Annotated in this window: 19 protein-coding genes and 1 tRNA gene; 13 read left to right on the forward strand and 7 right to left on the reverse strand. The window is 58.0% G+C overall.

Annotation, left to right across the window (positions count from 1 at the left end; translation table 11 throughout):
* Positions 1–21 precede the first annotated feature (21 nt).
* The gene (locus TM5383_RS05245; protein WP_159438555.1) at positions 22–1,386 is read left to right on the forward strand and encodes a sensor histidine kinase; all 1,365 of its coding nucleotides are present in this window, start codon (positions 22–24) and stop codon (positions 1,384–1,386) included.
* On the opposite strand, the gene TM5383_RS05250 is transcribed toward TM5383_RS05245, so the two are convergent.
* Both TM5383_RS05250 and TM5383_RS05255 read right to left on the reverse strand, forming a co-directional pair.
* Complete coding sequence (locus TM5383_RS05250) at positions 1,356–2,030, reverse strand: response regulator transcription factor (protein ID WP_058317978.1); 675 nt, start codon at positions 2,028–2,030, stop codon at positions 1,356–1,358. The genes TM5383_RS05245 and TM5383_RS05250 overlap by 31 nt on opposite strands.
* Before the next feature lie 258 nt (positions 2,031–2,288).
* A tRNA-Leu gene (locus TM5383_RS05255) sits at positions 2,289–2,375 on the reverse strand.
* 266 nt (positions 2,376–2,641) lie between these two features.
* Between TM5383_RS05255 and lipB the strand changes: the two genes are divergently transcribed.
* Positions 2,642–3,301 (forward strand): lipoyl(octanoyl) transferase LipB, encoded by a 660-nt coding sequence (gene lipB, locus TM5383_RS05260; RefSeq protein WP_058317979.1) that lies wholly within the window; start codon positions 2,642–2,644, stop codon positions 3,299–3,301.
* Here the strand turns inward: lipB and TM5383_RS05265 are convergent.
* Positions 3,265–3,813, reverse strand: coding sequence for a DUF2306 domain-containing protein (locus TM5383_RS05265; RefSeq protein ID WP_058317980.1), 549 nt, complete (start codon positions 3,811–3,813; stop codon positions 3,265–3,267). The genes lipB and TM5383_RS05265 overlap by 37 nt on opposite strands.
* A gap of 92 nt (positions 3,814–3,905) precedes the next feature.
* On the opposite strand from TM5383_RS05265, the gene TM5383_RS05270 reads away from it, so the two are divergent.
* On the forward strand, positions 3,906–4,754 hold the full coding sequence (locus tag TM5383_RS05270) for a LytTR family DNA-binding domain-containing protein (protein ID WP_143570201.1): 849 nt from the start codon (positions 3,906–3,908) through the stop codon (positions 4,752–4,754).
* 20 nt (positions 4,755–4,774) lie between these two features.
* Here the strand turns inward: TM5383_RS05270 and TM5383_RS05275 are convergent, their stop codons facing one another.
* Entirely contained in the window at positions 4,775–5,635 is an 861-nt protein-coding gene (locus TM5383_RS05275; RefSeq protein WP_058317982.1) for a helix-turn-helix transcriptional regulator, read from the reverse strand.
* A gap of 157 nt (positions 5,636–5,792) precedes the next feature.
* Here TM5383_RS05275 and TM5383_RS05280 point away from each other — a divergent pair, with 157 nt between their 5' ends.
* A complete protein-coding gene (locus TM5383_RS05280; protein ID WP_058317983.1) occupies positions 5,793–6,701 on the forward strand; it encodes a DMT family transporter in 909 nt (302 codons plus the stop codon).
* Between the two features lie 76 nt (positions 6,702–6,777).
* Here the strand turns inward: TM5383_RS05280 and argC are convergent, their stop codons facing one another.
* On the reverse strand, positions 6,778–7,686 hold the full coding sequence (gene argC, locus TM5383_RS05285; RefSeq protein WP_058317984.1) for an N-acetyl-gamma-glutamyl-phosphate reductase: 909 nt from the start codon (positions 7,684–7,686) through the stop codon (positions 6,778–6,780).
* A gap of 349 nt (positions 7,687–8,035) precedes the next feature.
* Between argC and TM5383_RS05290 the strand changes: the two genes are divergently transcribed.
* The 4 genes from TM5383_RS05290 to TM5383_RS05305 all read left to right on the forward strand — a co-directional run bounded on the left by TM5383_RS05290 (position 8,036) and on the right by TM5383_RS05305 (position 11,983).
* Entirely contained in the window at positions 8,036–8,461 is a 426-nt protein-coding gene (locus tag TM5383_RS05290; RefSeq protein WP_058317985.1) for a c-type cytochrome, read from the forward strand.
* Positions 8,462–8,737: 276 nt separating this feature from the next.
* Positions 8,738–10,396, forward strand: coding sequence for a cytochrome c oxidase subunit I (gene ctaD, locus TM5383_RS05295; protein ID WP_058317986.1), 1,659 nt, complete (start codon positions 8,738–8,740; stop codon positions 10,394–10,396).
* 97 nt (positions 10,397–10,493) lie between these two features.
* On the forward strand, positions 10,494–11,006 hold the full coding sequence (locus TM5383_RS05300) for a DUF2244 domain-containing protein (RefSeq protein ID WP_058317987.1): 513 nt from the start codon (positions 10,494–10,496) through the stop codon (positions 11,004–11,006).
* A gap of 83 nt (positions 11,007–11,089) precedes the next feature.
* Positions 11,090–11,983 (forward strand): hypothetical protein, encoded by an 894-nt coding sequence (locus tag TM5383_RS05305; RefSeq protein WP_058317988.1) that lies wholly within the window; start codon positions 11,090–11,092, stop codon positions 11,981–11,983.
* 76 nt (positions 11,984–12,059) lie between these two features.
* Here the strand turns inward: TM5383_RS05305 and TM5383_RS05310 are convergent, their stop codons facing one another.
* Complete coding sequence (locus TM5383_RS05310; RefSeq protein ID WP_058317989.1) at positions 12,060–12,521, reverse strand: GatB/YqeY domain-containing protein; 462 nt, start codon at positions 12,519–12,521, stop codon at positions 12,060–12,062.
* A gap of 209 nt (positions 12,522–12,730) precedes the next feature.
* Between TM5383_RS05310 and carA the strand changes: the two genes are divergently transcribed.
* Complete coding sequence (gene carA, locus TM5383_RS05315) at positions 12,731–13,885, forward strand: glutamine-hydrolyzing carbamoyl-phosphate synthase small subunit (protein ID WP_058317990.1); 1,155 nt, start codon at positions 12,731–12,733, stop codon at positions 13,883–13,885.
* Positions 13,886–13,967: 82 nt separating this feature from the next.
* Positions 13,968–15,980, forward strand: coding sequence for a glycosyltransferase (locus TM5383_RS05320; protein ID WP_058317991.1), 2,013 nt, complete (start codon positions 13,968–13,970; stop codon positions 15,978–15,980).
* Here the strand turns inward: TM5383_RS05320 and TM5383_RS05325 are convergent.
* Entirely contained in the window at positions 15,954–16,604 is a 651-nt protein-coding gene (locus TM5383_RS05325; protein ID WP_058317992.1) for a GntR family transcriptional regulator, read from the reverse strand. The genes TM5383_RS05320 and TM5383_RS05325 overlap by 27 nt on opposite strands.
* Before the next feature lie 178 nt (positions 16,605–16,782).
* On the opposite strand from TM5383_RS05325, the gene TM5383_RS05330 reads away from it, so the two are divergent.
* From TM5383_RS05330 to TM5383_RS05340, 3 genes are all read left to right on the forward strand, one after another.
* The gene (locus tag TM5383_RS05330) at positions 16,783–17,433 is read left to right on the forward strand and encodes a pyrimidine 5'-nucleotidase (RefSeq protein ID WP_058317993.1); all 651 of its coding nucleotides are present in this window, start codon (positions 16,783–16,785) and stop codon (positions 17,431–17,433) included.
* Between the two features lie 157 nt (positions 17,434–17,590).
* Positions 17,591–17,803, forward strand: coding sequence for a hypothetical protein (locus TM5383_RS05335; protein ID WP_058317994.1), 213 nt, complete (start codon positions 17,591–17,593; stop codon positions 17,801–17,803).
* Positions 17,804–17,866: 63 nt separating this feature from the next.
* Positions 17,867–19,069 (forward strand): UbiH/UbiF family hydroxylase, encoded by a 1,203-nt coding sequence (locus TM5383_RS05340; RefSeq protein WP_058317995.1) that lies wholly within the window; start codon positions 17,867–17,869, stop codon positions 19,067–19,069.
* Positions 19,070–19,148: the final 79 nt, after the last annotated feature.

A 19,148-nucleotide genomic window follows, 5' to 3' on the forward strand; every position in this document is an offset into this window, starting at 1 on the left:
ATCCTGTGGGCTGCTGGGGCATTGAAACTGGCCAGCCCAACATCCGAGTTGCAGACATTTCTGGCGGGCCTTTTCCTGACCTCAATCACTGCGGGTGGCGTCATGGCCGGAACAGTCTACCGTCCAGGGTATGTCGCTTTGGCGTTGGCAGCACTGACACCTTTCGGTGTGTACCTGATCGTCAGCATGGAGGGCGTTCAACGGATCTACGGTAGTTTTATCCTGCTTTATCTGGCCTTTGCCCTGACAACCAACAAAGCCGCAAGCCAGAAAACCCGTGACGTTATCGCCGCCAGAATAACCAGCCGCAAAACAGCGGCTGCCCTGGAAGAGTATCAGCACGCAGCAAAAGCCAATCGCGCCACCAAACGCTCTGTCGAGGCGATCCGGCACGACATGGCGCAACCGATGAAGGCTCTGAATAATTTTCTAGCCGAACTGGACCGTCAGGCGACATCACAACAACAGGCCATTCTGGTGCAGCAAATCCGTCTGGCCGTAGCCAGTCAAGAAACACTGATCCAAGAGCTTTCTCATGTGGAACGTTCCAATGTCAGACCAGAGTCTACCGAAATAGATGTTCCAGCACTTTTATCCCAGCTGGAGAATGAATACCGCCCACAATTCAAAGCCACGCATTGCGAATTTGCTGTCATTTCAGACACGCCCAGCGTCACCACCAATCAAGCCAGTCTTGAACGAATTCTACGAAATTTTCTGAGCAACGCGGTCAAATACGGCACTTCGGGCGGAAAGGTCACGTTATCGGTGCAAACCACCGAAGCAGAAAGCCTATGGCTGGTTTCGGATCAGGGCCCAGGCCTGACAGCCGAGCAGCTGCGCGACATTCGCCAGGGCCAGTCGCCGCTAGCATCTGCAGCAGGGAACGGATTGGGCATCGGCATTGCCCAGCAGCTGGCGCAGAATCTTGGCGGCACAGTGGCCGTGAATGCCAACATCCCACAAGGCGCCACTTTTTCACTGCATCTGCCCCATCTGGACCCTCCTCAGCCGCAAGAGCAGGCCTTTGTCTTGTGTATCGGCAACGATCAGGTGCCCGGCATCGGGGCATGGTCCGATGTTATTTCGTCGTGGGTCTGGAAATTTGCGCATGTTGAAACCGGAACAGAGGCGGCGCAGTTGCTGGAGGTTCTGGGACAGATCCCTGACCTAATCGTGCTTGATCCCATTAACGGAAAAAAACCACCCAAGGATGAATTGGATCTATTGAAGCAAGTCGCGCCTGTCGTTTATTTCCGACGGAACGCAAGCCAACCACCCTGCCCCATGGCGACAGTATCGACGCGCTTGCCCGAAGATGAGACAGATCTGCGCAATATTCTGGAGAGTGCCCTTCAGAACAACGCCAGCTCCCGCGCACGCTGAACTGCAGCTGCGCGACTGCCAACCGACAATTCCCGATATATGATTTTGGCGTGTGTCTTGACCGTATTCTCGCTGATCGACAAAGCCTTGACGATGTCCTTGTTGGTGCCACCATCAGCCATCATCGACAAAATCCGCCGCTGTTGCGGGCCAAGTTGCGGGCGAACAACCGTATCGGTGCCATCATGAGCAAACATGGTTCGACGGGCACCATTCTGGATCGAACGCCCCGCCAAAGGCCCTGCTTGAACAGCAGCCTGGATTGCCTCTAGCAGCACTTGTTCTTCGTCAGATTTATGAACAAAACAAAAGGCACCGATCATTTCTGCATTGGTGCGGGTCATCGCATCCTCGGACGCCGACAACACAATCACCTGCACCCCGATACTACGGGCCCGCAATGCCCCGATCAGCGCAATCCCATTAATCTGTTTCATGGCCAGATCGGTGATGACCACATCATAGGTGGAACCTTGATCAACGGCCTGCAGAAAATCCGTTGCCTGTGTGAACTTTTCAACATTCAGATTGAGAGGACAATTGTCGAAAACATAGGAAATGCCCTGCAGAAAAAGCAGGTGATCATCAATAATAGCCACCCGGATCAAACTGTCCGCGTCTGGCGATTTGACCAAATTCAGCATGTGCCCCTCTGTCCGTTTCAGAGCCCAATCACCGACGCCCAGCGCCAGAAATCTGGTAGGAAATACCTCCGAACCGTTTGATTAATGTCGATTTAATCAATTGATGTGTCAAGCATCCTAGGCGCACACACACCTAGAGTTGTTAAGCCCCATCGCAAGATGCGGCGACATCGAAACCGGAAAACAGACCCAATGCCCAAACGCAAAGGTATGACACCGTTTCAGTATATTTTGGGGGGATCACATCAAAATGTGAGATGGTGCGGTCGAGAAGACTCGAACTTCCACTCCGGTTAAGGAACAGCGACCTCAACGCTGCGCGTCTACCAATTCCGCCACGACCGCACGTGCTCAGATGAGTGGGGGGTGTTTAGAACAGCCTTGCGGGGATGTGAAGAGGCAAAAAACGCTTTGCCGCATATTTTTGGCTGCAGCGATTTGGCATAGCAATGCGACCCCGTGTCTATTGGTCGCTGTTCTCACCACCTCAGGTCTGAGGGCGGGGCATACTGGCTTATCGGCTTGGAAATCATGGTGCATTCTGTATGGTCGCGCGTACCGCCGCTGTTGCGCACAGTTCATCTACTCAGGCCTCATTAACGGAGATCCCAATGGTCGAATGGATCGTCAGCCAAGATCTTGTCCCCTATCAGGAGGCAGTCGATTTCATGGAGGCACGCGCCACCGCGATTGCTGCGGGTGAGGCCGAAGAATGTGTGTGGCTGCTGGAACATCCGCCCCTTTACACTGCGGGCACCTCGGCCAAGGCGCCTGATCTGACCGATCCCGACCGTTTTCCCGTGCATGTGACGAAACGGGGCGGGGAATACACCTATCACGGCCCCGGCCAGCGTGTGGTTTACGTGATGCTGAATGTCGGCCAGCGCGGCCACGATGTGCGCAAGTTCGTCAAACAGCTGGAACAATGGGTCATAGACACCCTGGATGAGTTCAACCTCAAAGGTGAAATCCGCGAAGGCCGCGTCGGCGTCTGGATCGAACGACCGGACAAACCCAAGACAATCACCGGAAAAACCGCCGAGGATAAAATTGCAGCCATCGGCATCCGTCTGCGGAAATGGGTCAGTTTCCACGGGATTTCGATCAACGTGGAACCGGATCTTGATCATTTCACCGGCATCGTGCCCTGCGGCATCACCGATTACGGCGTGACCAGTCTGGTGGATCTGGGTTTGCCCGTCACGATGGAAGATGTGGATGTCGCGCTGAAACGTCAGTTCGATAAGGTTTTCGGCGAACTGGTAGAATAACGGGGCTCCTCCGCCCCGCCGACATGGCGCCGACGCCCCCAAACTGCGCGCACGACCAGGCCCAACAAAACCAGCGCAATCAGGTAGATCCCGATCTGTCCCGCCTCCCCCAAGAGGGCGTTGTTGATCAGACGACCGGGTAGGAAATTGAACGCCCCAGCCAGGACCAATCCATACCAATAAAGGCTGCGCATTGCCCGCTGATGCGCTTCTATGCGGCCCTGCCGTGCCCACGCATACGACAGCACCAAAGTGCAAAGGGTCACGACCGACAATAAATGGATCGCGCTGAAACCGTCTTCCCCTGCTAATCCGTTGATCCAGAACGACGACAACGCCGTCAGGGCCATCATCAAAACCCAAGTATAACCAACCCAACGATGCCAGCGCCCCGCGGCCCCCGCCCCTTTGGGACCATAGAGCGCGAATGGGCCGATGCACTGGGCCACCAGCGCAGCGATCACGTGGAGCTGGATGACACCCGAGGCATCATAAAAAGGCGTAGGCGACATAGGCACACCCGGTTGGCAGTTGGATGTTATGATCGCTAGACAAGGCCATGCGCCCGTGCCATCACTCCTTCGCAAATTCATAGGTGGATTTCGTGACTGACCCGACCCCACAGCCCGCGCTGCGTGAATGGCGGCGTCATATGACACTACCGGAAACCATGACCATCTTGGCCAGTGTGTGGGGGGTGCTTGCACTGGTGGGGCCTTTTGGCACCATCGACATGCTGAACATAGCCGAGCGTTTGGGCTATTGGGGTGTCGTCAGTATTGCCAGCTATGGCTGGGGTAGTCTGATGGCAATCCTGTTTCGCCCAAAGTTGGAACAGCGGGGCCTGATCCTCCATATTCTTGCCAGCACAGTCGCAACTGGCGTGGGTATTTCTGCGCTTGTTCTGACGATGAACATGCTCACATTGGATTGGTCCCCAACGTCTGAGGAACTGAGCAGGCTGCTCCCCATCCTTTTCGGTATTTGTCTGATTGTCAGCGCAAGCGTCATCCATTTCAGCCACAAACGCCGCAAGGCAGCTGCGGCCGCTTTGCCAGCGTCCTCATCAACAGATGACGAAGTCACCAACACACCACCCATCGGAGAGAGCGTCACCCCGGCGGATGCAGACATAACGCCGCCGATTTGGGAACGACTGCCCTTTGACAAACGCGGCCCGTTGGTCGCGCTCAGCGTAGAAGATCACTATGTGCGCATCAAAACCCTGCAAGGCGAAGAAATGATTCTGATGCGCCTGTCCGATGCTATCCGCGAAGTCGGCTCTACCCCTGGCGCACAGGTACACAGATCCCACTGGGCTGCATTCGATCAGGTCAAATCCGTCCGCCGCGAAGGTGACCGTGCCATTCTGACAATGATCAACGGTGACGAAATCCCCGTTAGCCGCGCCAATATGCCCAAGATCAAAGAAGCCAGTTTACTGCCGCGCTGAACACAGCCGCAAACCGCAACTTACAAAAGGCGTCGATACGCCCCCGGCGTCAGCCCTGCGTGTGCCTTGAACGATCGGCTCAGGTGGCTCTGACTGGAAAATCCAGTTGCGCTGGCCACGTCAGCCAAAGGGGCACCTTTACGGATCATCTGCTTGGCTGCTTCGATCCTTTGCCGCAGCAACCAGTCGTTTGGACTGATGCCTAGGGTGGTACGGAAACTGCGTTGCAGGTGAAATTCCGACAGGTCGCACAGCCGTGCCAGATCATGCAGTGTCACCTTGCGCGACAGGTCGGCGCACACATAATCGCGGATCTGCCGCATCCGGTAGGGCGACAGTCCACCCGCCAGTTGCCGCCGCCGCTGCGTGACGCCGATCCCTTCGGCAAAGATCCCATGCACCAATTCACTTACGGCTTCTTCTGCTTGCACCGGATTGCCGCTGGCGGTGGCCTGTTGAATGGTCAGGAAATGCCCCGCCAACCATGGTGCATCGAAATAGGTTTCATCGCTAAGTTCCATCAAGCGACTGTCGCAATCAAACGTCTCGGCAAAGACGCGGCGCAGTTCCGCATCACTCATATAGAGATGAACGAAAGCAAAAGGATCGGTGATCTCCCACTCTGAATCCATACCATGCGGCAAAATACAAACCGCGCCAGCCCAACCGCTGATCGGCGCGCCGTCGACACGACGGGTGCCGCGCCCGCCTTGGGCGTAGAAGCTGAAGCAATGCCCCTCTGGCGCGACATAGCTGACGCGATCATCGCAATTGCGCCAGAGTGATGCCTGCCGCTGGAAACCAAGGTCAATATGCCCCTCTCGCCGCGCCTGAGGCGAGGCAGCCAGAAATCCGGCAACTGAAGGAGGGGTCGCGGTCATCTCATGTCACACAATTCAAATCTACAGCACGTTTTTAGGCATCAGACGGTTAGAGGGGAATGGTCAAAATCGCTGACCTGAATGATTACCGCAAGATTGTGCAATACACAGCCCAGCGCAGCCATTACCCCCACCCCGACTATTCGGAGGACCGTCCATGACGCTGTTGCTATTCATCACCACCGTCCTGATCTGGGGCACAACATGGATCGCTATCGCGCTACAGGTGGGCGATGTACCTGTACTGGTATCGGTCTTTTACCGGTTCGCATTGGCTGGGGTGGTGTTTGTTCTGGGGCTGGCGCTGCTGCGGCGACTGGAATGGCCCAACTGGCAGGCCCAACGGTGGATCTGGTTGCAGGCAATGTGCCTGTTCAGTTTCAACTTCCTCTGTTTTTACACAGCTGCAGGCTACCTGCCGTCTGGGGTAATCTCACTCATCTTTTCGCTGGCGACGGTGTTTAACGCGGTGAACGCGCGGTTGTTCTTTGGCGACCGGATCAGTGGACAGACCCTGTTGGCAGCGCTGCTGGGGCTTGGCGGGCTGGCGTTGATCTTTGCTGGCGATATTGCGGATGCGCGCGTCGGGGCGAATGCCTGGATAGGGATGGTGTTTGCGGGGATTGGCACCTTGTGCTTTTCGCTGGGCAATATGGTGTCGCGGCGCAATTCGGCACATGGGATCAGTCCGGTGACCGCGAACGCCTGGGGCATGAGTTATGGCGCGCTGATCCTGCTTGCACTGATCTGGCTGAGCGGCACGCCTGTCAGCCTGCCCCGCGATCCCATCTATCTGGGCGCGCTGGCTTATCTGTCGGTGATCGGCACCGTTGTGGGGTTCACCACCTATCTGATCATGGTGGCCCGCATCGGATCGGCCAAGGCCGCCTATGCCACAGTGATGTTCCCAATTGTCGCGCTGGCGATCTCTACCGTGGTTGAGGGATATAGCTGGGGGATCATGAATGCGGCGGGGTTGATGCTGGCGCTCAGTGGTAACCTAGTGATGTTTACGCCGGTCGACATGCTCCGGCGCCATTTGCACCGCTCGCGCCGTGCAATCTGATGCAAGGTACCCCCTTCAACGCCAAAGGCCCCGATGATTGCATCGGGGCCTTTGTGTATTCAGATAAGATCGTGCGTTAGGCGCTGATCATCAGGTCAAGGTTTTGCACCGCCGCACCCGATGCGCCCTTACCGAGGTTATCAAGAACCGCAACCAGCACCACCCGCCCGTCTTCGGCGTTGCCGCGGACATATACGGTCAGGTCATTGGTGTCGTTGTTAGCTGTCGGATCAATACGACTGTCCTGATCGGCAAGGTCCGCAACCTTTACATGCGCCGCGCCTGCGTAGGCCGCAGCCAGTGCCGCGTGAACGTCGCCCATGCTGACATCACCCGGCAGGTCCGCCAGATGCAGCGGGATCGATACCGCCATCCCTTGGGCAAAGTTGCCGACAGACGGCACAAAGATCGGTTTCGCTGTCAGACCGGTGAAATTCATGATCTCGGGCAGGTGTTTATGCGACATGCCTGTAGCGTAGAGGAACGCATCAGGCGCGCTGCCCTCTTCGTATTCACCAATCAGCCCCTTGCCACCGCCAGTATAGCCGGAAATCGCATTGATATTAACAGAGGCATCTGCTGGCAGCAGGCCCGCTTTGATCAGCGGCGCCAGCAGCACAATCGCGCCGGTCGCATAGCAACCGCAGTTGGCCACATAACGCGCCGATTTGATCTGCGCCTCTTGGTCAGCGGACAGTTCCGGCAGGCCATAGGCCCAGTCAGGGTTCACCCGATGCGCGGTCGAGGCATCAATGATGCGCACGTCCAGATCTTTGGACAATTCAACCGCTTCGATCGCGGCCTGATCGGGCAAGCACAGAATCGCCACATCTGCAGCAGCAAAGGCCGCCTTGCGCGCTTCCGCATCCTTACGCAGGGCTGGGTCGATCTGCACCAGTTCGATGTCATCGCGGCGGATCAGGCGGTCGCGGATCTGGAGCCCCGTCGTGCCTGCTTCGCCGTCGATGAAAACCTTGGTGGTCATGGATCTAACCCTTCGTGTTGAGTACAGTCAAAATTCAGTATGAAGCCGACCCCCAAGGGCCGACCGTGCCCCTATACACGCAAAGCTGCCAAAGCAGAAGAGCCCTTGGCAAAGCTACGCCTTTATAGTTTGCCAAGGGTAACCAACCTATAACGCCACAGTCCGCTGCCGTTTTGTTCATCACCAAACTGTGCACAAGAAGCTGCGCCAATCACCGCCCCGTCAGGATTGGCAAACATCTGCCTGCGACATTTCGGACCGTACACAAAACCGCGAAGACGGTTGTTATTCTAACGAGCCCATTATTTAGTGGCACCGACGCGAACCCATATCAAACACGAGGCACGCAATGAAAAAACTGCTGATCGCAACTGCTGCACTGGCCGCACTGACCGCCCCCGCTTTCGCTGAAGGCGACGCGGACAAAGGCAAGAAAGCCTTTAACAAGTGCAAATCCTGCCACATGCTGAAATCCGACGAAGGCGACGTGATCGTCAAAGGCGGCAAGACCGGCCCCAACCTCTACGGCATCATCGGCAAACAAGCCGGTAGCGTCGAAGGTTTCAAATACGGCGCCTCGATCGTTGCTGCCGGTGAAGGCGGCCTGATCTGGGACGAAACCACCCTGGCCGCATACGTCAAAGACCCCAAAGGCTACCTGAAAGAAGTCACTGGTGATTCCAAAGCGAAATCCAAAATGACCTTCAAACTGAAGAAAGGCGGCGAAGACGTCGCAGCTTATCTGGCGTCTGTGGCACCTGCCGCGACCGAATAAGGTTTTCAGGGGGCGTGCGTCCCCGGTTTTAGGTCGCAGATTTGCGGCCAATGCAGGCGCCTTGCGGGCGCCTGTTTTTATTTGCCCAAAAGCAGCGTTTTCTGGCATCAGTCACCCTGAAAAACAGGGCCCTGCAGGCAGGTGCGACAAATTAGTTTGATCTAAATCAAATTCACCAATTGCCCCGCTCGGCACACCAAACTAAAACAAGTCCTGATCACAGACGCGTGGGGGCTTTCCCCTTGCGCCTTTTAAACACACCAACAGGAGGCAAGAATGGCAGACGCAGCCATCCACGGCCACGATCATGAAGATGAGCGCAGCTTTTTCACGCGCTGGTTCATGTCGACCAACCACAAGGACATCGGTATCCTATACCTGATCACATCGGCAATCGTCGGTCTGATTTCGGTCTGTTTCACCGTTTACATGCGACTGGAGCTGATGGAGCCCGGCGTTCAATACATGTGCCTCGAAGGCTTCATGGCTGAACCCTGTACCCCCAACGGCCACCTGTGGAACGTCCTGATCACCTACCACGGTGTTCTGATGATGTTCTTTGTTGTTATTCCCGCACTGTTCGGCGGTTTTGGCAACTATTTCATGCCCTTGCAGATCGGCGCGCCGGACATGGCGTTCCCGCGCATGAACAACCTGTCCTACTGGATGTACTTCGCTGGTACCGCCCTGGGTGTCGCTTCGATGCTGAGCCCCGGTGGCAACGGGCAGCTGGGCTCCGGTGTTGGTTGGGTTCTGTATCCGCCGCTGTCCACCAACGAAGGCGGCATGTCGATGGATCTGGCGATCTTCGCGGTACACGTTTCCGGTGCCTCCTCGATCCTGGGTGCGATCAACATGATCACCACCTTCCTGAACATGCGTGCCCCCGGCATGACCCTGTTCAAGGTTCCGCTGTTCGCTTGGTCGATCTTCGTTACCTCGTGGCTGATTCTTCTGTCGCTGCCGGTTCTGGCGGGCGCGATCACCATGCTGCTGACCGACCGTAACTTCGGCACCACCTTCTTTGACCCTGCTGGCGGCGGCGACCCGATCCTGTACCAGCACATTCTGTGGTTCTTTGGTCACCCCGAAGTGTACATCGTGATTCTGCCCGGCTTCGGTCTGGTATCCCACGTGTTCGCAACCTTCGCCCGCAAGCCCGTTTTCGGCTACCTGCCGATGGTATGGGCGCTGATCGCCATTGGCGGTCTGGGCTTCGTTGTTTGGGCGCACCACATGTACACCGTTGGCATGTCGCTGACCCAGCAGTCCTACTTCATGCTGGCCACCATGGTCATCGCGGTTCCGACGGGTGTTAAGATCTTCTCGTGGATCGCAACCATGTGGGGCGGCTCGCTGGAATTCAAAGCGCCGATGCTGTTCGGTCTGGGCTTCCTCGTACTGTTCACCATCGGTGGTGTGACCGGCATCGTTCTGTCGCAGGCTGGCGTAGACCGCGCCTACCACGACACCTACTATGTTGTTGCACACTTCCACTACACCATGTCGATGGGTGCTGCGTTCACCATCTTTGCCGGTATCTACTTCTACTTCGGCAAGATGACGGGCCGTCACTACAATGAATTTGCCGCCAAGATCCACTTCTGGCTGTTCTTCATCGGTGTGAACGTAACCTTCTTCCCGCAGCACTTCCTGGGTCGTCAGGGCATGCCGCGTCGTTACATCGACTACCCAGAGGCATTCGCCTACTTCAACAAGATCAGCTCCGTTGGTGCCATGATCTCGTTTGCATCGTTCATCCTGTTCTTCGGCATCGTGATCCACGCTCTGCTGCGCGGCCGTAAGGTTGAAGAGAACAACTACTGGAACGAATACGCAGACACGCTGGAGTGGACCCTGCCCTGCCCGCCGCCGGAGCACACCTTTGAGACGCTCCCCAAGCAGGAAGACTGGGACAAGGCGCCCGCGCACTAAGCGCCTGAGCCACTGAAAACGCCAAGGCCCCGGAGTAACGCTCCGGGGCCTTTTCTTTAGCCCTTTCCTAAAGCGGGCCTCGCCCTACACTTGCCTCATGCCGCATCAATGGTCCCCCTCTCCTAGCGTTCCCGACAGTGCAGTTCCCGCACTGAGCCTGACACCATTCCGATCGCTGCCGCGACGCGGTTTTGCCTGGATGATCCTCTTGGCATTTGGGCTTAGTCTGATACCGCTCCTGGGGGTACTCGGGACGATGGCGCTATGGGGGCTACTGCCCTTTGTGCTGCTGATGGTGGCTGGCCTTTGGTGGGGACTGGAGCAGTCCTACAAATCCGGCGACATTCTAGAAGAGCTGCACCTGAGGGGCGACGAACTGTGCCTGACACACAAACCGGTCAAAGGCCCCACACAGGAATGGCGCTGTAACTGCTACTGGGCGCGGGTGGACATGCACGTTTCCGGCGGCAAGGTCCCGTTCTACATCACGCTGTCCGGCAACGGGCGACAGGTAGAAATCGGCAGTTTCCTGTCAGAGGATGAACGTAAGGTGCTGTTTGGCGAGTTGAAAGACTACCTGAAGGCCCTTCAGCAAGTACAAGCCCCCTGATCTGCCACGTCCGATTTTTCCCCGCGACATCAGCAGCTGTTTCAGCGATGCTGCCCCTGTTCTTTTAGGGAAAGATATACTCAATGACGGCACCTGCATTTTCACGCCTGAAACCGATCCTGATGGTGCTGGTGGCGCTTAGCTGCCTCGCCATTGGCATTGCTGGTCTAAACGGTCGCTCCGATGCGAACCCGTTGATCACCACGGCAGAACATCGCGCACAAGACGTGGCAACCGCGACCGTCGCTGTCTACATCTCGCTACGCGCCATCAACGCCGCCCTGTCCACCGCACAAGAGATTGAGATTGGCGCCTCTCTTGGTGGGCAGGCCAGCTTGCAGCCGCTCAAGGTTTTGGAACCCGTCGATGATACCGTAGAACGGGTCGCTGACGCCCTGTTCCTTGTCGCCGCCGCGGCGGCGTTGGCAACAGTGGGGTTGGGGCCGGTCGCCTCAATCGGATTGAGTCTTCTGGGTTTGGGCCTCCTCCTCCGCTCAATGCATACCCTACCGCAGCCGCTCAGCGCGCTAAGCGGCAAAGCCCAACGCTTTGGCCTGATCCTTGGGGTGGCAATGCCTTTGGTCTTCACCTGTGGCAGCACTTTCGGCACATGGGCGACCGAGGCACAGAGGACCGCCGCACAGGGCGAGATTGACCGCGTGGCACAGCAGGCGAACCTGCTGATTGGCAACGGCAAGGACGCGCAGCCTGTCGCCACCAACGTGGCGGAGGATGACGGCTGGTTTTCCTCCATCAGCAACACATGGAATGATGCCGCCGATGGCGTGCGGGGCGTGTTTGAGAGCAGCCGCCAGTATTTGGATGCAGCAAGCGTTTTTGTGAGTGAGGCGGATACAATCCTCCACGCCTCCCTCACCCTGATCGGCGTGTTTGTGCTGCGGATGATAGTCCTACCGCTGTTCCTGCTGTGGGGCGCCATTGCCCTTCTGCGGGGCGGGGGTGGGCGCAGCGCCTGACCTCAGCGAACAGATAAACCGCAAACACAAAAAAGGGGCCACCCGGCCCCTTCCCTTGTCACAGATCTGATCGCGCTTAGGCGCTCAGGCGGTCCTTAACCATCGGGCCGACGGCGCCGAAGTCCATCTGGCCGGTGTATTGGCCTTTCAGCACGCCCATCACCTTGCCCATATCGCGAATCGAGCTGCCGCCAACCTCGGCGATCGCAGCATCCACGGCATTGGCCACCTCATCGTCGTTCAACTGACGCGGCAGAAAGTCTTCGATCACAGCGATTTCCACCTGCTCACGCTCTGCCAGATCAAACCGGCTGGCCTCTTCGTATTGGCGGGCGCTTTCCTGGCGCTGTTTGACCATTTTGCCAAGGATCGCCAGCACATCCGCGTCGCTGACGCCTTCGTCACGGCCTTCGCCACGGGCGGCAATATCACGGTCTTTGATCGCGGCATTGATCAAACGCAGAGTCGATACACGGGTGGTGTTTTTGTCTTTCATAGCCTGTTTCATTTCGGCCATGACACGGTCACGCAATTCCATTTGGTCCCATCCCCAAGGGTTTCCGATAGCCGCTGACCCTAGCCGTAACCGTTGCCGGTGACAACCGTTGCCTTACGTTCACGGCAAGCGTGCGCGCCACTTGGGCGAAGTGATGCGTAAAACCTGCTCCGCTTGGCTCAAACAGCCTTGACCCCCGCCCCCTGCAGCCGTATTACCCGCGCAATTTGCCCACACCGGAGATGAGACACATGGCCCACGAGCCCGATACCCGCCCCACCGCATGTCTTGCCCTTGCTGATGGTACCGTTTTCTACGGTCGCGGATTTGGCGCCACCGGTGTGACGCAGGCGGAACTGTGCTTCAACACCGCAATGACCGGCTATCAGGAAATCATGACTGACCCCTCTTATGCGGGCCAGATCGTGACCTTTACCTTCCCGCACATCGGCAACACCGGCACCAACCCCGAAGATGACGAAACCGGCGATCCGGTTGCGGCTGGCATGGTGGTGAAATGGGATCCGACCGATCCCAGCAACTGGCGTAACGTCGAGGTGCTGGACGACTGGATGGCCAAACGCGGCCGCATCGCCATCGGCGGCATCGACACCCGCCGCCTGACCCGCGCAATCCGCCAACAAGGCGCACCGCATGTGGCACTGGCCCACGATCCCGAAGGCAACTTCGACGTTGAGGCGCTGGTTGCAAAAGCGCGTGACTTTGCCGGTCTGGAAGGCATGGATCTGGCCAAGGATGTGACCTGCGCCCAATCCTACAAGTGGGACGAAATGCGTTGGGCATGGCCCGATGGCTACCCGCGCCAAGAGGCGCCGAAGCACAAGGTGGTTGCCGTTGATTTCGGTGCCAAGCGCAACATCCTGCGCTGCTTGGCCTCGGCCGGTTGTGACGTGACCGTCCTGCCTGCCACCGCCACCGCAGAAGAGGTGCTGTCGCACAATCCCGATGGTGTGTTCCTGTCGAACGGTCCCGGCGATCCCGCGGCCACTGGCGAATACGCCGTGCCGATGATCAAAGGCGTTTTGGAAGCAGACCTGCCGGTCTTTGGCATTTGTCTGGGCCACCAGATGCTGGCGCTGGCACTGGGTGCCAAAACCATCAAGATGAGCCACGGCCACCACGGCGCCAACCACCCCGTGAAGGAACACGCGACCGGCAAGGTAGAGATCACCTCGATGAACCACGGCTTTGCAGTGGACGCGCAATCCCTGCCCGAAGGGGTCGAGGAAAGCCACGTGTCGCTGTTTGACGGGTCGAACTGTGGCATTCGCATCACCGACAAACCGGTCTTCTCCGTGCAGCATCACCCCGAGGCAAGCCCGGGTCCGCAGGATAGCTACTACCTGTTCGAGCGTTTTGCCGAAAACATGGCCGCACGCGGCTAAAAACGGGCATTGCCTGACACCGTTAACCTAATGTTAACGGCAATGAACAAAAATCGCTCCTGTCTGGTACAGGGGCGATTTTTTGGTTTCTACGCATTCACCCGATCTGCTGCGGCGCGTCAGCTCTGGCGCTGTGACCATCAACGGCTCAGGCCGCGGTGCATTCCAGGGTGCGGTGGACCGTCCGCAGCCGCCAAGTGTGGTGCCCAAAAACGCACCCACCGCCCTCGCGCCCCAATTCGGCCAGTATGTTCTGGATCACGGCCTTATCAAAGCCGCCGAGTTGCTCGCGGCGCAGCAGTTGGCATTGCGCCGTGGAATACCCCTGTTTGACAGCCTTTGCGCATTGCACCCAAACCACGAAGAGACGCTGGCGCGTTACCATGCCGACTGGTTGGGCCTGCCCTACTACATTGGCGACTGCAGCGACGTTGCACCCGATGTGCTGGCAGGGTTTGACCCACAACGGTGTCTGCGCTTGTCAGCGCTGCCGCTTTACCGACGGGCTGGAAAACTGCATCTGGCCGTGGCTAATCCGGCCGAATTTGAACCCAAAGCCTTGCGTGCTGATCTGGATTGGTCAGATTGCGCTTTGCAATACGCGCCGCGGTCCAGAATTCACGCGCAGGTGCAGGCCATGTGCGACACCCAGCTATCCCTTGCGGCCAGCGCGCGGGTCGATCTGCACGAAAGCTGCCGCACCTGGGGCCTACGGCCTAACCGGCGCACCATAACACTCGGGTCTGTACCAGTTGCTATGATCGTTTGCTTTGCCTTTTGGCCGCAGCCGACTTTTCTGGCACTGACACTTTGGGCATTGCTAACATTGGTGCTGGCAGCGACAATGAAAACACTCTCGCTCGCCTCTTTTCTGACAAGGCCGCGCACGTCCCACAGTGTAGCGCAGCACAGTCCGCTGCCCCATATCAGCGTTTTGGTTCCTCTTTACAAAGAGCCAGAGGTTCTCCCAAACCTATTGCGCCGCCTAAACAGGCTCGATTACCCAAATGCGCTGCTGGAGGTTCTGGTTCTGCTAGAAGAAAGCGACCAGATCACACGCACCGCAATGGAGCGTGCCGACCTACCAATGCATCTGCGTGTGATTATCGTGCCCGATGGCACCCCGCGTACCAAACCACGGGCGATGAATTACGCACTGGATTTCTGCCGTGGCGATATCATCGGAATTTATGACGCCGAAGATGCGCCAGAACCCGATCAACTGCGCAAAGTGGCCGCCGCCTTGCACGACGCGCCCGATGATCTGGCGGGCGTACAGGGTATCCTAGATTACTACAACCCACGCCAAAACTGGATCGCACGCTGTTTCACCATTGAATACGCCGCATGGTTTCGTGTGATGCTGCCTGGCATGCGCCGCTTGGGTTTTGCGATACCGCTCGGGGGCACCACCGTTTTCTGTCGCCGCGATGTCCTGCTCACCCTAGGGGGGTGGGATGCACATAACGTGACCGAGGATGCAGACTTGGGCATCCGCCTGGCGCGCCACGGCTACCGGATCGAAATGCTGGCCAGCACCACATTCGAAGAAGCAACCTGTCGCCCGCTATCGTGGGTGCGGCAACGATCACGCTGGTTAAAGGGGTATATCGCCACCTACTTGGTTCACATGCGGTCACCACGACAACTGCTGCACCAACTGGGCGTCTGGCAGTTTTGCGGCGTACAACTGCATTTCGTCACCGCCCTATCGCAGTTCTTTCTGGCACCATTGTTGTGGAGTTTCTGGATCCTGCCATTGGGGTTTGGCCACCCGCTGCAATCCGTGGCGCCCGCCCCGCTGCTACAGGCGGTGGTCGTTGGTTTTATCGTTGTCGAATGCCTGACGTTCGCGGTCGCCATCACCGCCTGCCATCCGCGTGAACGGCGGTATCTATTGCCGTGGGTGCCGACCCTGCACCTCTATTTTCCAATGGCTGTATTCGCCGCCTACAAGGCCTCGATAGAACTGATCATTGCCCCGTTCTACTGGGACAAAACGCAGCACGGACATGCGCAGGACACGGCTGATATGTCAGATCAAACGCCGATCCGCCTCCAAGCGGGATCAGCCCAGCCGGCTGATGTTACGTGAATCAAGCTTAAGGCGCGTGGTAAACGCCTTGGAAATGTGCTGTTTCAGCGCATCACCCGCGCGTTGCTCGTCACCCGCAGCGATCGCTGTGACAATTGCATCGTGCTCGGCCAACGCATCCACACCGCGCCCTTCGGCCGCCAGCGAGGTGGTCGCCATAAGGGCCATCGTCCGGTGAACCATATCCAACTGCTGCACCAGGTAGCGGTTGTGAGAGGCCAGATGGATCTGTTTATGGAACCGACGGTTTGCGCGACTCAGGGCGGAAGGATCATCTACCAACTGACGGTCTTCTTCGACCATGTCGCGCAGTACGCCCACCTCTTCTTTGGTGGCGTGCCGTGCGGCAAGGCGTGCGGCGAGTGCTTCCAGTTCGGCCCGTACAGCATAAAGTTCGCTTAGCTGGTTATGATCCAGCGATGCGACGATTAAGCTGCGCCCGTCACGCGCCAGCAAGGATTGCGTTTCCAAACGCTGAAGCGCCTCACGGATCGGCGTGCGCGATACACCGAAACGATCTGCCAACTCGCTTTCGACCAACCGATCACCGGGTCTGTAAATGCCGCTGTCGATCGCCTCCAAGATCAGGCGGTAGGCGTCTTTTTGCGGTTTGGTGTCTGTCATGGAGCCTCTCCGAAGTGGGCTATGGGGTTGGTTCAGTGGCAAGATGCGACATACAGTATCGGCGCACAGTAACGCCCCCGCGCGCAGGATCAAGGCAAACTGGCGGATGAAACCGACCTCTGTGCCGTGCCACAGTCCGCCCCTTGCCCACAGGGGGCCAAACGCCTAGGTTTCGCGCATGCCGAAACAAGATTTTGCACATGTGGATCAATGGGTCTTTGACCTTGATAACACGCTTTACCCGCCCCACGCCCGCCTCTTTGATCAGATCGAGGTGAAGATGACCAATTATGTCATGCAGACGCTTGGCGTCGATCAGGCACGGGCAGATTACCTGCGCAGCCACTATTGGGCCACCTATGGCACCACACTGGCGGGATTGATGCGCGAACATGATGTGGATCCTGGTCCCTATCTGACAGAGGTGCATGAAATCTCGCTGGATCATCTGGAACAGGATCACGATCTGGCCGCCCACATCCGCGACCTGCCGGGGCGCAAGATTGTCTACACCAACGGCTCCGCCCCATATGCGGAACGGGTGCTGGCGGCGCGCGGCCTGACCGGATTGTTTGATGCAATCTATGGCGTAGAACACGCAGATTTCCGCCCCAAACCTGAATTGGAAGCCTTTCAAATGGTCTTTGCCAAAGACGGGATCACGCCAGATCGCGCGGCAATGTTTGAAGATGATCCGCGCAATCTGGCCGTGCCGCATCAACTGGGCATGAAAACGGTGCATGTGGCCCCTGATCCGCATGATGGCGACCATATCCATCACCACACAGATGACCTGACGGCGTTCCTGCAACGCCTGACCGCGTCCTGACAAGAGCGATCAGCCCCCCTGACACCCCAGCGCGGCGCGTTGCCGCAGAGCAGCATTCACCACTGGGGTTCTGGCGGTTACGGGACTATGTGCTTGTCACAAACCGACAGCGGCCCGTAAAGCGCGCCTCTGCCTTACCCAAGATTGGAGACACGCCATGACCGCAACCGAAGCAAACCTGAACGTAGAAGCCCCTGCCAAAGCAGAGAAAAAGAACTCTGGCGAAATGATCGGCTTCCTGTTTGCACTGATCGCTGCGGTTCTGTGGGGCCTGTCGATCTACACCTTTGGTGTGCCCGGCCTTTACATCCCTGCGCTCTGCGCCGTTCCCGTCCTGTACATCATGCTGATCGTGATCAGCCGCGGGTGACAGGATGCCGCTTGGACTGCCTGACAGTTAGAGCTAAATTGCCGCTCAACAGGAGGCAGTCCAATGCAAACATATGACGTAGATATCCTAGTGTCCGGCGGTGGTGTCGCCGGCCTGACCGCTGCCGCGATGTTCGGTCAGGCGGGGTTTTCGGTGATCTGCGTGGATCCCACACCGCCTGTTACAGAACGCGATGTGCAGGGTTCGGACATGCGCACCACCGCGTTTTTGCAGCCCTCGCAAACCCTGCTGGAAGAAGCAGGCCTCTGGACGCGACTGGCAGATGAGGCTGCACCGCTGCAGATCATGCGCATCGTGGACGCAGGCGGCGCGGTAGCAGAACCGCGCATCGTCAAAGATTTCAACGCCTCCGACATTTCCGACAAACCCTTTGGCTGGAACCTGCCCAACTGGCTGCTGCGTCGTGAGTTGACCGCGCATCTGGACGCGATGGAAAACGTTACCTTCCGCCCCGGCACTGGCACGACGACGCTTTTTACCCGCACCTCGATGGCGAAGGTCGGCCTTAGCGATGGCAGCACTGTCACCTGCAAACTGGTTGTCGCCGCAGATGGGCGCAATTCCCCCATGCGCGAGGCGGCAGGGATCAAAGTGAAAACCACCCGCTACGGCCAAAAGGCGCTGGCCTTTGCCGTGACCCACCCGATTCCGCATGAAAATGTGTCGACGGAAATTCACCGTTCCGGCGGCCCCTTCACGCTGGTGCCACTGCCTGATTACAACGGGCTGCCCTCCTCGGCGATAGTGTGGATGGAACAGGGGCCGGAGGTCGCGCGGCTGGCCGACCTGCCTGAGGCAGAGTTTGAGACCGCGATGAACGAACGGTCCTGCCAGTTGTTTGGCCCGTTGAAGCTGGCATCGCGCCGCACGGTCTGGCCGATCATCAATCAAGTAGCTGAACGTATGGACGGCGAACGCATCGCGCTGGTGGCCGAGGCTGCGCATGTGGTGCCGCCCATTGGCGCACAGGGTCTGAACATGTCGCTGGGCGATATGCGTGTGCTGCGCGATCTGGCTGTGGCACGGCCCGAAGGTTTGGGCGATGCCAAAATGCTGGCAGAGTTCAACCGCCAACGCCACCGCGAGGTGCAGGTGCGCGCCGCAGGCATTGATGTGCTGAACCGTGCGTCGATGATGGCGGCGCAGCCATTGCGGGATCTGCGGGCAACGGGGCTGAACGCGATTTATTCCATGGCGCCAGTGCGCAAGCTGATGATGCAGATGGGATTGGGTGCGCGGGGATAAGCCACCGCGATTGAGGGCGCTGCCCTCTGCGTTCAAAATGAGATTTTGAACGCATTCACCCGGAGTATTTTTGAAACGA

Source organism: Thalassovita mediterranea (assembly GCF_001458435.1).
GTDB classification, from domain to species: domain Bacteria; phylum Pseudomonadota; class Alphaproteobacteria; order Rhodobacterales; family Rhodobacteraceae; genus Thalassobius; species Thalassobius mediterraneus.

Bases quoted from the DNA above. Each gene is read 5' to 3' on its own strand.
- TM5383_RS05250 (WP_058317978.1), bottom strand. From the start codon at position 2,030: ATGCTGAATTTGGTCAAATCGCCAGACGCGGACAGTTTGATCCGGGTG.
- lipB (WP_058317979.1), top strand. From the start codon at position 2,642: ATGGTCGAATGGATCGTCAGCCAAGATCTTGTCCCCTATCAGGAGGCA.
- TM5383_RS05265 (WP_058317980.1), bottom strand. From the start codon at position 3,813: ATGTCGCCTACGCCTTTTTATGATGCCTCGGGTGTCATCCAGCTCCAC.
- TM5383_RS05275 (WP_058317982.1), bottom strand. From the start codon at position 5,635: ATGACCGCGACCCCTCCTTCAGTTGCCGGATTTCTGGCTGCCTCGCCT.
- TM5383_RS05280 (WP_058317983.1), top strand. From the start codon at position 5,793: ATGACGCTGTTGCTATTCATCACCACCGTCCTGATCTGGGGCACAACA.
- argC (WP_058317984.1), bottom strand. From the start codon at position 7,686: ATGACCACCAAGGTTTTCATCGACGGCGAAGCAGGCACGACGGGGCTC.
- TM5383_RS05290 (WP_058317985.1), top strand. From the start codon at position 8,036: ATGAAAAAACTGCTGATCGCAACTGCTGCACTGGCCGCACTGACCGCC.
- ctaD (WP_058317986.1), top strand. From the start codon at position 8,738: ATGGCAGACGCAGCCATCCACGGCCACGATCATGAAGATGAGCGCAGC.
- TM5383_RS05300 (WP_058317987.1), top strand. From the start codon at position 10,494: ATGCCGCATCAATGGTCCCCCTCTCCTAGCGTTCCCGACAGTGCAGTT.
- TM5383_RS05305 (WP_058317988.1), top strand. From the start codon at position 11,090: ATGACGGCACCTGCATTTTCACGCCTGAAACCGATCCTGATGGTGCTG.
- TM5383_RS05310 (WP_058317989.1), bottom strand. From the start codon at position 12,521: ATGGAATTGCGTGACCGTGTCATGGCCGAAATGAAACAGGCTATGAAA.
- carA (WP_058317990.1), top strand. From the start codon at position 12,731: ATGGCCCACGAGCCCGATACCCGCCCCACCGCATGTCTTGCCCTTGCT.
- TM5383_RS05325 (WP_058317992.1), bottom strand. From the start codon at position 16,604: ATGACAGACACCAAACCGCAAAAAGACGCCTACCGCCTGATCTTGGAG.
- TM5383_RS05330 (WP_058317993.1), top strand. From the start codon at position 16,783: ATGCCGAAACAAGATTTTGCACATGTGGATCAATGGGTCTTTGACCTT.
- TM5383_RS05335 (WP_058317994.1), top strand. From the start codon at position 17,591: ATGACCGCAACCGAAGCAAACCTGAACGTAGAAGCCCCTGCCAAAGCA.
- TM5383_RS05340 (WP_058317995.1), top strand. From the start codon at position 17,867: ATGCAAACATATGACGTAGATATCCTAGTGTCCGGCGGTGGTGTCGCC.